Source organism: Corallococcus caeni (genome assembly GCF_036245865.1).
GTDB lineage: Bacteria > Myxococcota > Myxococcia > Myxococcales > Myxococcaceae > Corallococcus > Corallococcus caeni.
The window spans coordinates 106,484-119,795 of record NZ_BTTW01000012.1 but is presented as its reverse complement, the minus strand read 5'-3'; the positions used below and the strand labels follow the sequence as shown (position 1 = coordinate 119,795).

The 13,312-nt window shown below is 70.4% G+C and carries 11 protein-coding genes; 8 read left to right on the top strand and 3 right to left on the bottom strand.

All coding sequences use genetic code 11. The features are described 5' to 3' along the window. Positions 1 to 84: 84 nt before the first annotated feature. Both AABA78_RS35820 and AABA78_RS35815 read left to right on the top strand, forming a co-directional pair. A complete protein-coding gene (locus tag AABA78_RS35820; protein WP_338269969.1) occupies positions 85 to 639 on the top strand; it encodes a MarR family winged helix-turn-helix transcriptional regulator in 555 nt (184 codons plus the stop codon). Then, positions 626 to 2,515 (top strand): chloride channel protein, encoded by a 1,890-nt coding sequence (locus AABA78_RS35815; RefSeq protein WP_338269968.1) that lies wholly within the window; start codon positions 626 to 628, stop codon positions 2,513 to 2,515. The genes AABA78_RS35820 and AABA78_RS35815 overlap by 14 nt, the downstream gene beginning before the upstream one ends. Positions 2,516 to 2,525: 10 nt before the next feature. Here the strand turns inward: AABA78_RS35815 and AABA78_RS35810 are convergent, their stop codons facing one another. Continuing rightward, a complete protein-coding gene (locus tag AABA78_RS35810; RefSeq protein ID WP_338269966.1) occupies positions 2,526 to 3,506 on the bottom strand; it encodes an NAD-dependent epimerase/dehydratase family protein in 981 nt (326 codons plus the stop codon). 105 nt (positions 3,507 to 3,611) lie between these two features. On the opposite strand from AABA78_RS35810, the gene AABA78_RS35805 reads away from it, so the two are divergent. From AABA78_RS35805 to AABA78_RS35795, 3 genes are all read left to right on the top strand, one after another. Continuing rightward, on the top strand, positions 3,612 to 4,235 hold the full coding sequence (locus tag AABA78_RS35805; RefSeq protein ID WP_338269965.1) for a TetR/AcrR family transcriptional regulator: 624 nt from the start codon (positions 3,612 to 3,614) through the stop codon (positions 4,233 to 4,235). 151 nt (positions 4,236 to 4,386) lie between these two features. Beyond that, positions 4,387 to 6,066, top strand: coding sequence for a DUF1800 domain-containing protein (locus AABA78_RS35800; protein ID WP_338269964.1), 1,680 nt, complete (start codon positions 4,387 to 4,389; stop codon positions 6,064 to 6,066). A gap of 5 nt (positions 6,067 to 6,071) precedes the next feature. Continuing rightward, entirely contained in the window at positions 6,072 to 7,619 is a 1,548-nt protein-coding gene (locus AABA78_RS35795) for a DUF1501 domain-containing protein (RefSeq protein WP_338269963.1), read from the top strand. 51 nt (positions 7,620 to 7,670) lie between these two features. Here AABA78_RS35795 and AABA78_RS35790 read toward each other — a convergent pair whose 3' ends face one another. Then, complete coding sequence (locus AABA78_RS35790; RefSeq protein ID WP_338269962.1) at positions 7,671 to 8,555, bottom strand: NAD-dependent epimerase/dehydratase family protein; 885 nt, start codon at positions 8,553 to 8,555, stop codon at positions 7,671 to 7,673. 134 nt (positions 8,556 to 8,689) lie between these two features. After that, the gene (locus tag AABA78_RS35785) at positions 8,690 to 9,775 is read right to left on the bottom strand and encodes an aldo/keto reductase (RefSeq protein WP_338269961.1); all 1,086 of its coding nucleotides are present in this window, start codon (positions 9,773 to 9,775) and stop codon (positions 8,690 to 8,692) included. A gap of 94 nt (positions 9,776 to 9,869) precedes the next feature. Between AABA78_RS35785 and AABA78_RS35780 the strand changes: the two genes are divergently transcribed. The 3 genes from AABA78_RS35780 to AABA78_RS35770 all read left to right on the top strand — a co-directional run bounded on the left by AABA78_RS35780 (position 9,870) and on the right by AABA78_RS35770 (position 13,206). After that, the gene (locus tag AABA78_RS35780; protein WP_338269960.1) at positions 9,870 to 10,277 is read left to right on the top strand and encodes a MarR family winged helix-turn-helix transcriptional regulator; all 408 of its coding nucleotides are present in this window, start codon (positions 9,870 to 9,872) and stop codon (positions 10,275 to 10,277) included. Positions 10,278 to 10,387: 110 nt separating this feature from the next. Beyond that, a complete protein-coding gene (locus AABA78_RS35775; protein WP_338269959.1) occupies positions 10,388 to 11,764 on the top strand; it encodes a hypothetical protein in 1,377 nt (458 codons plus the stop codon). Positions 11,765 to 11,901: 137 nt separating this feature from the next. Next, positions 11,902 to 13,206, top strand: coding sequence for a hypothetical protein (locus AABA78_RS35770; RefSeq protein WP_338269958.1), 1,305 nt, complete (start codon positions 11,902 to 11,904; stop codon positions 13,204 to 13,206). The last annotated feature ends 106 nt before the right edge of the window (positions 13,207 to 13,312 follow it).

Below are 13,312 nucleotides of genomic sequence, written 5' to 3'. Positions count from 1 at the left end.
TCCTGCCGGCCCCCAGGCAGCCGGGCAGCCCCGGCGCTTTCGCTTGTGCCCGTGCCCCCTGCCCCGTAGGTTGCGGGCAGATATATGGGCTCCCATTCAAATCGAACGCCGCCGCCTGCGGACGTCTCGGGCGAGGTGCGCGCGGCCATGGACAGCGTGCGGCGGCTGGTGCGCCTGCTGCGGGTCTCCGCTCGTGCTTCCGAGCGGCTGGTGGGCATCAGCGGCGCCCAGCTCTTCATCCTCCAGGAGCTGGCGGAGTCCGGGCCCTGCTCCATCAACGCGCTCGCGGAGCGCACGCTCACGCACCAGAGCAGCGTGTCAGTCGTCGTCACGAAGCTGATTGAACAGGGGCTGGTGAGCCGCCGCCGCTCCGACGAGGACGGCCGCCGCGTGGAGGTCGCGCTGGAGCCCAGGGGCCGCGCGCTGGTGCGCAAGGCGCCGCCCATGGCCCAGGCCCGGCTCATCTCCGGACTGCGCGGCCTGGAGCCTGACGTGCGCGCGGGGCTGGTCCAGGGACTGGACGCCTGGGTGCGCGCGCTGGGGCTGCACGGGGACGAAGCCCCGCTCTTTTTCGAAGACGAATCCTCGCGCCCGAAGCGGCGCGGCAAGACACAGGAGCCTACGGATGAAGAAGCCTGACGCTGAACGCATCGAGGAGGGCCTGGGCGAGCGGCCGGAGGAACGGTCCGGCCTCCCCGTGGCCCCGTCGATGGGCCCCGCGCTCGCCAGCCTGCGCACCCCCACCGCCTCCGTGGCGGTGGACTCGCGCACGGTGTTCATCAGCGTCCTGGCGGTGGGGCTCGCGGTCGCCGCCGGCCTGGTGGCGCAGGGGCTGGGCACGCTCATCCACTTCGTGACGAACCTGGCCTTCTTCGGGCGCCTGTCCGTGCAGCCGGTGTCTCCCGGCGACAACACGCTGGGAGGCTGGGTGGTGCTCGTGCCCGTGGCGGGCGCAGTCATCGTGGGGCTGATGGCGCGCTACGGTTCGCGGGCCATCCGGGGCCACGGCATCCCGGAGGCCATGGAGCAGGTGCTCTTCAACCAGAGCCGCATCCCGCCCCGGATGACGCTGCTCAAGCCGCTGTCGTCGGCCATCGCCATCGGCACGGGCGGCCCGTTCGGCGCGGAGGGGCCCATCATCGCCACGGGCGGCGCGCTGGGGTCGCTCCTGGGACAGGGGCTCCACGTCACGGCGGACGAGCGCAAAGCGCTGCTCGCCGCGGGCGCCGCCGCGGGCATGGCCGCCACGTTCGGCGCGCCGGTGTCCGCCGTGCTCCTCGCCGTGGAGCTGCTGCTCTTCGAGTTCAAGCCCCGCTCCGTCATCCCCGTGGCCCTGGCCACCGCGACCGCGACGGGCGTGCGCATCGCCTTCGTGGGCGGCGCGCCCGCGTTCGCCATCCCGGACCTGACCACGCCGTCCGGCACGGCGCTCGTGTTCTACGGCGTGCTGGGCCTGGTGATCGGAGCCGCGTCCGTGGTGTGCACGCGCGCGGTGTACTGGCTGGAGGACGCGTTCGAGAAGCTGCCCCTGCACTGGATGTGGTGGCCCGCGCTGGGCGGCATCGTCGTGGGCGTGGTGGGCCTGCTGTCCCCGCGCACGCTGGGCGTGGGCTACACCAACATCGAGGACATCCTGTCCGGCCGCTTCGTGGGGACGGCGATGCTCGTCTTCTGCGCGCTCAAGTTCATCTCCTGGTCCGTCGCGCTGGGGAGCGGGACGTCCGGCGGCACGCTGGCGCCCCTCTTCACGCTGGGCGGAGGCCTGGGCTCCGGCCTGGGGCTGCTCGCCACGCAGCTGTTCCCCGGCCTGGGCGTGGACGTGCGCGTCGCGGCGCTGGTGGGCATGGCCGCCCTCTTCGCCGGAGCGTCCCGCGCGCTGCTGGCGTCGGTGGTGTTCGCCTTCGAGACCACGCGGCAGCCCATGGGCCTGCTGCCGCTGCTCACCGGCTGCGCGGCGTCCTACCTGGTGTCCGCGCTGCTCATGCGTCACTCCATCATGACGGAGAAGCTGGCCCGTCGCGGCGTCCGCATCCCCACGGAGCTGGGCGCGGACGCGCTGGGCCAGGCGCTCGTGCGCGACCACGGCCTCAAGCCCGTGGTGACGTTGCAGGCGGACATGCTCCTGGAGGAGGTGCGCGCGTGGCTCACGACCGAGGCCGCGGGCTCCCGCCACCAGGGCTTCCCCGTCGTCTCCCGCGAAGGGGCGCTCGTGGGCGTCGTCACCCGGAGGGACCTGCTGGACGGCCAGGACAGCGCCGGACGGCGGATGAAGGACGTGGTGAAGCGGGCCCCAGCGGTCGTCTTCGACGACAACTCGCTGCGCGAGGCGGCGGACCTGATGATGGACGAGGGCGTGGGCCGCCTGCCCGTCGTCTCCCGCGCACGGCCGGAGCACGTCGTGGGCATCCTCACCCGAAGCGATCTGCTCGGGGGCCACCGTCAGCGGCTGACGAACGCCCGCACGCGGGAGCGCGGCATCGGCGGCGCGCGGCCTGCATCCCCACGGCCCGCCTGAGCGCGGCGGTTCAGGTCGTCGCGGGGACCGGGCGCACGTTCGCCTCCGGTTCCCCGCGCAGCGCCGCGAGCGTCTGGCGGATGCCCTCCGCGTAGGGCGTCTTGTGCACCGTGCCCAGCAGCCCGCGCAGCGCGGAGTCGTCCAGCAGCACGGGGTTCGTGAGCAGGTAGTACATCTCCACCAGCTCCTTCATGAACGGGTCGAAGAGGCCCGCCAGCCGCACCAGCGTCTTCCCCATCGTCATCGTCTTCGGGGGGTGACCCGCCTGCGCGTACATCTCCTTCACCATCTGGCGCTGCGTGGTGGCGCCCGCGCCCGCCAGGTTCCAGAAGCGGCCGTACGCGCGGGGCTCGTCCATCAGCGCGGTGACGACGGGGCCCACGTCGTTGACGAAGACGAACTCATGCGGCGTGTCCAGCGGCCCGATGAGCGGCGCGCGCTTGCCCTGGTTCGCGGCGACGAAGGCCCGGTACAGGAAGCTGCGCTCCACGCCCGGCCCGTAGAAGTCCGGCAGCCGCAGGATGGTGCCCTGGATGGAGCCCGCCGCGTCCGCCTCCAGCAGCAGGTCCTCCTGGGCCTTGCGCATGCGGCCCTTGAAGGTGTGCGGCTCGCGCGGATGGGACTCCGTCACCGTCGCGGTGCGCGGCATCCCGTACGGGTACACCGTGCCGATGAGCACCACCCGCTCCACGCCCTCCGCGATGGCCGCGTCCAGCGTGCGGCGCATCAGCTCCGGGTGCAGGTGGAACTGCCAGTAGTTCCCCCCCACCATGTAGATGAGCGTCCGGACGCCCCGCGCAGCGGCCCGGATGGACGCCGGGTCCTCCGGGTTCCACGTCACCACCTCCGCCCGCGGATCCGCGCCGAACTCCCTGCGCAGGCTGCCCTCCGAGCGCCCCACCACCCGGTACGGCCGGCCCTGCGCCTGGAGCGTCCGCGCCACGGTCTGCCCAATGACGCCCGAAGCGCCGAACAACGCCACCGTCTCCATGTCGTCCTCCCGGGAATGAACGGCTGATATTTTTCTGAACGCCGTTCGGTGAACACCGTTCATCTATTGCTGGCCGTTCGGTTCGTCAAGCCCTAACCTCGTGACATGGGCATCACGGAGCGCAAGGAGCGTCAGCGGGCGGAGCTGCGGGAGCACATCCTCCAGGTGGCGCGCGACATGGTGATGAAGGAGGGCTTCGGCGCCCTCTCCATGCGCAAGCTGGCGGACGCGGTGGAGTACGCGCCCGCGACGCTCTACCTCCACTTCGAGAACCGCGACGCCATCGCGCGTGAGCTGTGCGTGCGCGGCTTCCAGGAGCTGCTCGCGGTGCTGGAGCCGGCGGCCGCCGTGAAGGAGCCCGCGGAGCGGCTGTCACGGCTGGCGGACGCGTACCTGTCCTTCGGCCTGAAGCACCCGGAGACCTACCGCCTCATCTTCATGGAGGACCCCAAGCTGTCCGCGGACCTCTTCCAGGACAAGCAGGATGGCGCGGGCCCGAAGTCCTTCGCCCTGCTGGTGCGGGCCTTCGAGGACCTGAAGGCGGACGGCCGGGCCCTGGAGGCCACACCCGCGGAGCGGCTGGCGGAGGTGTTCTGGGCGGGGCTGCACGGCATCATCAGCCTCAAGCTCACCTGCTCCGGGTTCCAGGGCGCGCCAGCCGAAGCGCTGGTGAAGACGCTCGTCGCCACGCTGGTGCACGGCCCGAAGCCCGCGCGGCGCTCCCGGTAGCGTCCCGCGAAACCTCCGGCGTCCCATGGTTGCGGCACTACCAGAAAAGCCCGCTTTCATTGAATTTACCTATCTCCTAGAATCTTTTGCGACGTCGCGGCCCCGGCGTTGCCGGGGTCGATCACCCCCCGTAGTCACCAGGAGGTACCGGATGCTTCGTCGCACCGCCCTGGCCCTCGTCCTGTGCGCCACATCCTGCACACAGGCCGACGGGCCTTCCGCAGCAGAGTCCCCTCCCCCCGAACAAGAAGTCCTGGGCCGTGCCGAACAGGCCGTGGAGTCCCTGGAGACGCCCAGCGAAGCGAACAGCATCCGCTTCCTGGAGCAGGCGTCCTTCGGCCCGAAGCTCGCGCGCGGCGTGGCCCCCGCGCCCGTGGGCACCGTGGAGCACGTGATGGCGGTGGGCATCACCCAGTCGCTCACGGAGCAGTTCGCGCTCCAGCCCGCCACGCCGTTCGACGGGGAGAGCGCGCAGGACCTGGGCTCGCAGTTCTTCCAGCGCGCGGTGACGGGGGAGGATCAGCTCCGCCAGCGCGTGGCGTTCGCGCTCAGTCAGATCCTCGTCGTCTCCCAGAACGGCATCCCGGACTCCGCGAGGACGCCGTACGTGGACTCCAAGGTGGGGCTCGCGGGGTACATGAACCTGCTGTCGCAGCACGCCTTCGGCGACTTCCGCGTGCTGCTGGAGGAGGTGACGAAGAACCCCGCCATGGGCCGCTACCTGGACATGGCGAACAACCGCGCCTTCGACTCGAAGGGCAACCCCATTGACCCGAACGAGAACTACGCGCGGGAGATGCTCCAGCTCTTCACGCTGGGCACGGACAAGCTGAACCTGGACGGAACCCCGGCGCTGGACGTCAACGGCAACCGGCAGCGCGCGTACAGCGAGGAGCAGGTGAAGGCCTTCGCGCACACGCTGTCCGGCTGGACGTGGAACGCCACCGCCTGTCCGGCCAAGGGCGCCGCCATCAACACGCCCGACTACAAGAACCCGTTGATGCCCTGCAACGACAACCACGACACGAGCCGCCAGGAGCTCCTGCGGGGCGTCTTCACGGCCGCGGGCGGGAGCATCACCACGCACCTGACGCAGGCCCTGAACAACGTCTTCAACGACCCCAACGTCCCGCCCTTCATCAGCAAGCAGCTCATCCAGCACCTGGTGACGAGCAACCCGACGCCCGGCTACGTCAAGCGCGTGGCCACCGTCTTCAAGAACGACGGCACCGGCGCGCGCGGGAACCTCCAGGCGGTGGTGCGCGCCATCCTGGAGGACGACGAGGCGCGCGGCGCCCTGCCGCCCCTCAACCTGCGGCCCGGCTTCGGCCACCTGCGCTCGCCCGCGCTGTTCGTCACCAACGTGGTCCGCTGGCTGGACCCCACGCTGGACACGGCCACCAAGGACCCGGGGCTGAAGCTGAGCAACTGGAGCAAGTCGATGAACCAGTGGGTGACCCGCCCGCCCTCCGTCTTCAGCTTCTACCCGCCCAACGCGCCGCTGCCGGGCGCGGACGGCCTGGTGGGGCCGGAGTTCGCCATCCTGGACACGGCCACCATCACCGCGCGCGCCAACTTCCTCCACGAGTTCCTCTACTCGGGCAGCACCGCCAACGCGGGCATCACCGTGGACTACGAACTGCTGCCCGCCACCAACGCGGACCTGGTCACGTACCTGGGCCGCTACTGGCTGCACGGCACGATGGCGCCGGAGCTGGAGCAGAAGCTGCTGACGGCCATGGGTGACAGCCGGGCGAACTCGGCCATCCGCAAGAAGAAGCTCGGGCTCTACCTGACGTTGCTCTCCCCCTCCTTCCAGATCCAGCGGTGAACCCCATGACCACCACCCGTCGCCAGTTCCTCCGGCGCGCCACGCATGGCCTGGGTTTCCTGGCCGCCGCCGCCGCCCTCCCCCGCTGGGTGGGCAACGCCCACGCCGCCACCCTCAACGGCTACTCCGGCAGCCGCGTCGCCGTCTGCGTCTTCCTGCTGGGAGGCAACGACAGCAACAACATCCTCATCCCGCGGGAGACGAACGCCTACGCGCAGTACCTGGCCGCCCGGCCCACCATCGGGCTGAAGGCGGACCAGTTGGATCTCATCAACCCCACGGGCATGGCCGCCGGGTCCTTCGCCCTGCCCAAGACGCTGTCGAAGCTGCGCGCGCACTTCGAGGCGGGGCGCGCCGCGTTCGTGTGCAACGTGGGGCCGCTGGTACTCCCGCTGACCAAGGCGGACTACCTGGCGGGCGGGACGGCCGTGCCGGAGAACCTCTTCTCCCACAGCGACCAGCAGGACGCCTGGGCGAGCGCGCTGGCCAACCCCGGCTCCAGCACCGTCACCGCCGACATCAAGGTCACGGGCTGGGGCGGCCGCGCGGCGGACAAGCTCCACGTGCTCAACACCAGCACGCCGCCGGACTACCCGGAGGTGACGTCGTTCGGAGGCAAGCCGCGCTTCTGCGCGGGCGTGGAGCGCAAGCCCATGGTGGTGGCGCCGGACGGCACGCTCGCGTTCCGCACCGTCGCCACCCCGCCGTCGGACTTCGACCTGCTCCAGCAGGCGGCGCTGGCGGACGTGATGACGGTGCAGGACGGCAACGTGCTGGAGACGGCCTACGCGGGCGTGTTCACCACGGCGCAGACCTTCGCCTCCGCCCGCGCCGCCGCGCGCGACGCGGCGTGGGCGCAGCTGCCCCAGGCCACCCGCGACGCCATCGACGGCTACTTCGTGCCCACGCTGCCGCCGGAGGACACCGCGAAGTGGACGCTGCACACGCAGCTCTACCAGGTGGTGCGCGACCTGGTGGCGGGCGCGATGCCGGTGAGCAACGCGGGCCTGGGCCTCAAGCGCCAGGTGTTCTCCGTGGGCTTCGGCTCCTTCGACACGCACCATGACGAGGACGTGGACCAGCCGAAGCTCCTGGAGCAGCTGGACTTCGCGCTCGACGCCTTCCAGAAGGCGGTGACGCTGCTGGAGACGCAGACCGCGTTCGGCTCCAACGCGCCGCAGGCCACGCTCTTCACCATGAGCGACTTCAACCGGACGCTGCTGGAGAACGGCGACAGCGGCACGGACCACGCCTGGGGTGGCCACGCCATCGTCCTGGGCAACCGCGTCGCGGGCAAGGCGCTCTACGGCACCTTCCCCAGCCTGGACCTGTCGGGTTCGCTGGACGGCTCCACGGACGAGCGGGGCCGCTGGATTCCCACGCTCACGGTGGAGCAGTACGGCTGGACGCTGGCCTCGTGGCTGGGCCTGAACACCGCCGTGGAGCGCGACTACGTGTTCCCCAACCTCGCCGGCTACGTGGCGGACGCGGTGGCGCGCAGCTTCCCGGCGCAGGCCCGCAAGTACAAGGTCGGCTTCATGCTGGCGGACTGACGTGAAGGCCGCATGACGGAAGAAGGCCGCGGGCCCGGAGCGGGTCCGCGGCTACTTCAGCTCCGCGAGCACGTCGAACACGGAGGGCCGGTGCGGCTTCCAGCCCAGGGCGCGGGCCCGCTTCGCGCGGATGCGGCTGTTGGACGCGAGCGCCAGCCGCCCCAGCTCCACGCCCCAGCGCTGCTCCCCTTCCAGAAGCGGCATGCTGGCCACGGGCAGGTGGAGGCTCCTGCCGATGGCCGTCACCACGTCCCGGAAGTTCGCCTCACCGTTCTCCGCGAAGAAGAACGTCCCGGCCGGGGCTCGCTCCAGCACCAGGAGGTAGAGGTCCGCCAGGTCCTCGATGTGCACGTTGGACCAGACGTTCTCCCCCTTCCCGATGTAGCGCGCCGTGCCCGTCTCCCGCGCGTACTGGATGAGCGGCGGCAGCTGCACGCTGTCCGGGTTCAGGCCCAGTCCCTTGCCGTAGATGAGGCACGGGCAGATGACGTTCGTGTGGATGCCGTCCTTCGCGGCGTCCAGTACCGTCCTGTCCAGCGAGATGCGCGCCACCTTCTCCGGCACGGGCTCGATGGGCGTGTCCTCCTCGTGCACGCCGGCCGTCAGCTCGCCGCCCGCGTCGGTGGCGACGATGCTGGAGCCGCTGGTGTGGATGAAGTGCTTGCCGGAGCCCTTCAGCGCGGCGAGCAGCGCCTCCACCACCTTGCGCTCGTCCGCGGACGCCGCGTTGATGACGGCGTCGGCTTCCCTCGCCAGCCGCGCGAGCGCATCCAGGTCGTCGAACGAGGCGACCGTCGCCTGGATGCCGCGCGCCTCCAGCGCCCGCGCCTTGTCCGGGGTCCGGGCGGTGCCCAGGACCTGATGGCCCGCCGCCATCAACCGCGCCGCCACCGACCCGCCGATGTACCCCGTCGCGCCCAACACGAAGACTTTCATGATCCGCTCCCGTGAATGGGAGGAAACCTGCGCTGTTCCCCGGTGGACGGGTAGTGGCTTGTCGGGCACGGCGCCTGTTCCGCTCCCCCGCGAAGGGGCCGGGCGCACGGCCCCGGCCCCGGCGGTGACGGCGGTCAGTAGACCTTGTCGCCCTTCTGCACGCCGAAGGGGGAGGCCGGCAGTTGGATGCCGTTCACCCGGGTCCCGCCGTTGTGGATGGCGGGGAAGATGGGCTCCATGCTCTGCGGGAACCCGAACGTGGGCTTCGTGAGCTCGTCCAGCCGGTTCAGCTCTTCGGCCGTGAGCTTCACGTCGGCGGCCTTCAGGTTGTCCTCGAGCTGCGAGATGCGCCGCGCGCCGATGATGGTGGAGCCCACGCCCGGCTTCGCCATGACCCAGGCCAGCGCCACGCGCGCCGGAGTGCTCTCATGCGCGCGGGCGATGGCCTCAAGCGCGTCGACGACGGTGTAGGTCTTCTCGTTCAGGTAGGGCTCGAGGAAGACGCCCCGGTCTCCCTTCAGCTGGCCCGCGTTCGCGCGGGTGTACTTGCCGCTGAGCGCGCCGCTCTTGAGCGGCGACCAGGGCGTGATGCCCAGCCCGTGCTCCAGGGCCATGGGCACCAGCTCCTGCTCCACGCTGCGCTCGAGCAGCGAGTACTCAATCTGCAACCCGATGAAGGCCGACCAGCCCCGGAAGCGCGCGGTGACGTTCGCTTCGACGACCTTCCACGCCGGCGTGTCGGAGACGCCGAGGTAGCGGACCTTGCCGGCCCGGACGAGGTCCTCGAGCGCGGCCATCGTCTCGTCGATGGGCGTGTGCTTGTCCCAGTTGTGCAGCCAGTAGAGGTCGATGTAGTCGGTCTGCAGGCGGCGGAGCGAGTTCTCGCAGGCCGAGATGATGGACTTGCGGCCGGAGCCGCCCCCGTTCGGATCCCCGGGGTAGAGGTTCCCGCTGAACTTCGTGGCGATGACCAGGCGGTCGCGCAGGGCCGCGTTCCGCCCGACGTGGTCGCCGATGATCTTCTCGGAATGGCTCTTCGTGTAGAAGTTCGCGGTGTCGATGAAGTTGCCGCCCAGCTCGATGAAGCGGTCGATGATCCGCTCGGACTCCTCCACGCTGGTGCCCCAGCCGAGATCTTCACCGAACGTCATCGCACCAAGGCACAGCGGGCTCACGCGGAGGCCTGAGCGGCCGAGCGTCACGTAGTGGTCCAGAGACATGGGGGCTCCTGGGGATGTGCTACCGTTTTGGGGAGGCCGGATTGGTTCAGCCTTGAACTGATTTAATTTTGTACCAATTTCCGCGCAAGGGCCCATGTCGAAAATCGACGCGGCGAAGATCTGGTCGCTCAACTACAACCTGCTGATGGCGGTCATCTCCGGTGTCTCCGCCGACATCTCCGAGTTGGGGCTGGATGTGAAGGAGCTGTTCGTGCTGTCGCAGGTGGAGGAGCACCCCTACCCCGCGGAGCTGGCGGCGACCCTGAGCATGCCCAAGCCGACCGTGACGGTGTACGTGAAGCGGCTGGAGGCGGCGGGCTTCCTGCGCCGGGAGATCGACTCCGCGGACCTGCGCCGGCATCGGCTTCAGGTGACTCCCGCCGGGCGCAAGGTGACGTCGCGGGGCCTCGCGCTGCTGTCGGACGCGTTCGGCGCGCGGCTTGGCCGCTTGAGCGCGGCGGAGCAGGCGGAGCTCGGGAGACTGCTCGAAAAGCTGAGCTGACGGCGGCCTGGGATGGCAGCACGCACGGCTGCTTGCATCCCGCGTGACCCCTGGGTGTATTCCCCATCCAATGCCGAGGCGGGATTGCGCCCGGCGGGGGTTCTCAACACATGCGGACGCGTCGCGCGGGTGAAGTGGTGCTGGGTGCAGTCGTCGGTCTGTGGCTTGCCGCCTGTGGTGGCGACAAGGTGCAGGTCCGGGGACACGTGACCAATGGCGGCGGCCAGCAGTCGCAGGGGCTCGTCGACGGCGCGCCCGCGCTGGGGGGAGACGGGACGGCGTCGGCCACCACCACGGTGCGGATCAGCCGCGTGCTGGCGGCGGGTGACCTGACGACGCTGGCCGAGGCCGACGTCGCGGCGGATGGCAGCTACACGCTGGAGCTGGACAACGCGGGGCAGCGGCTGGTCATCGAGGCGGTGAACAAGTCCGGCATCACGGTGGGCTCCGCGCTGCTGGACTCCACGGCGCCGCTGTCCGGGCAGGAGGTGCGCACGGCGCCGCCCATCACCAGCGAGTCGTCGCTGGAGGCGGAGGTCTACGTCCAGATGGTGCGGGACGGCGACGCGCCGGACAGCGTGGACACGGTGGACCTGCGCACGCGGCTGAACGTGGAGCAGGCGACGGCGGTGCGCGGCCAGCGCAAGGAGACGGCGACGGAGTCGGTGGAGGCGCTCGGCGCGGCGGTGCGCGCGGCGCAGGCGACCCGGATCAAGGCGTATGCCCGCGCGGGAGTGGTCGTCACGCAGGAGCAGCTCTTCAGCGCGTCGCTGGACGCGGCGGCGAAGCTGGACGCGGCGCTGGACGCGGGTGGGCAGGCGGTGGAGGCGTATGACGCTTTCTTCGCGGAGGTGCGCGCGGCCACGCCCCAGGTGAACGACGCGCAGGACCAGCAGGCGGAGCGCGAGGCCAGCGTGGCCTACCGCATGGCGGTGGAGGCGCGGCTGTCCACTGGCGCGGGGATCGCGGTCGTGGACGCGTCGGTGCGGGCCGCCGCCGCGCTGGAGGCGCGCGCCACGGAGGCCGCCGTGAAGGCCGTGCTCCAGGGCGCCAGTGCCACCGACACGTTGCTGGCCCAGGCGAACACCGCGGCCACGACGCTGCGCACGAACCTCTCCAGCGCCACGTCGGCCAGTGCCGCCGCGACGGCCTGGACGAACTACAACGCGCAGCTCACCACCAGCGGCAGCGCGTCCGTGATGGGCGCGTACCTGGGCGTCACGACCAGCAACCAGCTCGCCTTCGACTCCGCGGTGAACGTGGGAGCACAGGCGGGCGCGACGCTCGACACCACGCTGGGCACGGTGCTGGAGCAGTCCGGCAAGGCTTCGGCCACGGTGCTGTCGGAGGCGGTGGTCAACGCCTTCACCACCTATGACGCCGCGGTGCGCGGCGGAGCCACGGCCACCCTGACGGGATTTGGCGCCAGGACGAACACCGGCGTGGAGCTGCTGATCATCTCCGAGGGTTCCTTTTCGTTGCGCTAGGCAAGCATCTGGACCACGGGTTTCGCTTTCCTTCGCCCCACCCTTAGAAGAGGCCCCTCGGGTCGCTGGCCGGAGCGTCCCTGGGGTGGCCACGAATGCGGATGCGCAACGTTGGGAATGTGGTTCAGGTCGGGCTGATGTGCGGAATGCTGATCGCCTGTAGAACTGGAGATGAGGTCGAGGTCCGGGGACGCATCACCAACGGGTCAGGGCCGGCGAGCCAGGAGCTCAGCGGAGCGGAGGACGCGTGGGGTGGCCCGGGCACGACCGCCGCGACGGCGAAGGTCCGGGCCAGCGTCCTGGAGGTCGACGGCCAGGCGAAGGTGATCGCCGAGGCGGACGTGGACGACCAGGGCGGATACAGCCTGAAGCTGGATCAGTCATACGTCCGCGTCATCCTCGAAGCGGTGGGCCCTACCGGACGGACGCGGGCGTCCGCCCTATTGGACTCCACGCAGCCCGCCCCCGGCCAGGACGTGCGCACGGCGCCTCCCATGAGCACGGAGACCTCGCTTGAAGCGGAGGTCTACGTCCAGATGGTCCGCGACGGTGTCGAGCCGGGGAACGTGGACACGGTGGACCTGCGCCTGCGACTCACCTCGAGGCGGGCCCGGGCGGTTCGGCTGTCCTCCGATATTCCGGGAGCGCTGCGGACACTCAGCATGGCGGTGCGAGCCGCGCAGCAGGCGCGTATCAGCGCCTACGCAGCGCCGGGCTCCGTGTACTTCAATAAAGCCGAGCTGCTGAGCGCTCCCCGGGACGCAGCCTCCACGTTGGACCTCGCGTTGGATTCAGGGACGACCTCCGCGGCGAAGGCCTATGCGGACTTCTTTGCCGCGCGGGACGCCGCGCTTCCCATGCACTCGGCGCTCGAGCATCAGAAGGCGGAGCGCGACGCCGGCATGGTGTTCCGGGCGATCGCGAAGCAGGCATGCCTAGGCAATGACTGCCAGTGGGACACTTCCCTCGCGGAGATCCATGCCACTGGAGCGGCGGTGCATTTCGTCCTCGGGCAGGCAGGCGCCTCCGCGCTGCAGCCTTCGGCGGACGCAGCCGCCTCGGAGCTGTTCTCGAACCTGGCCACATCCCCCGCCAATGCCGCTCAGGCCTGGACCACGTACCGTGCGCGCATCCTGGATGCGGAGGACTCCGTCCTCTACCGGTGGGCCGAGGATGCTGGCGCCAACAGGGAAACCATGCGGTCGCTCGTTCAGGCGGCCAGCGGCATCGGGGCGACGTTGGGCGTCGTCCTGTCGGAGCTGCTCCGACAGGACGTCTCCAGCAGCTCCCCGGAAGCACTGGCCCAGTCCATCGACCAGACCTTCACGAACTACACCACGGAGATGACCCGCATCGTCGGCTTCAACCTCGGAGCCGCCGGCATCAGCGCACAGCCCGCCCTGAAGCTGATGCTCATCACCCAGGAGGCCGCCCGTCCGTAAAGCACCGCGCCCCCGGACCCCGCCGGCCGGGCGGACTGGATGCTCGCCGTGCGGAAGGCACGGCGAGGTGCTGTCGACAGAGTCCTCAAGCTTGAACCGGAGTGAG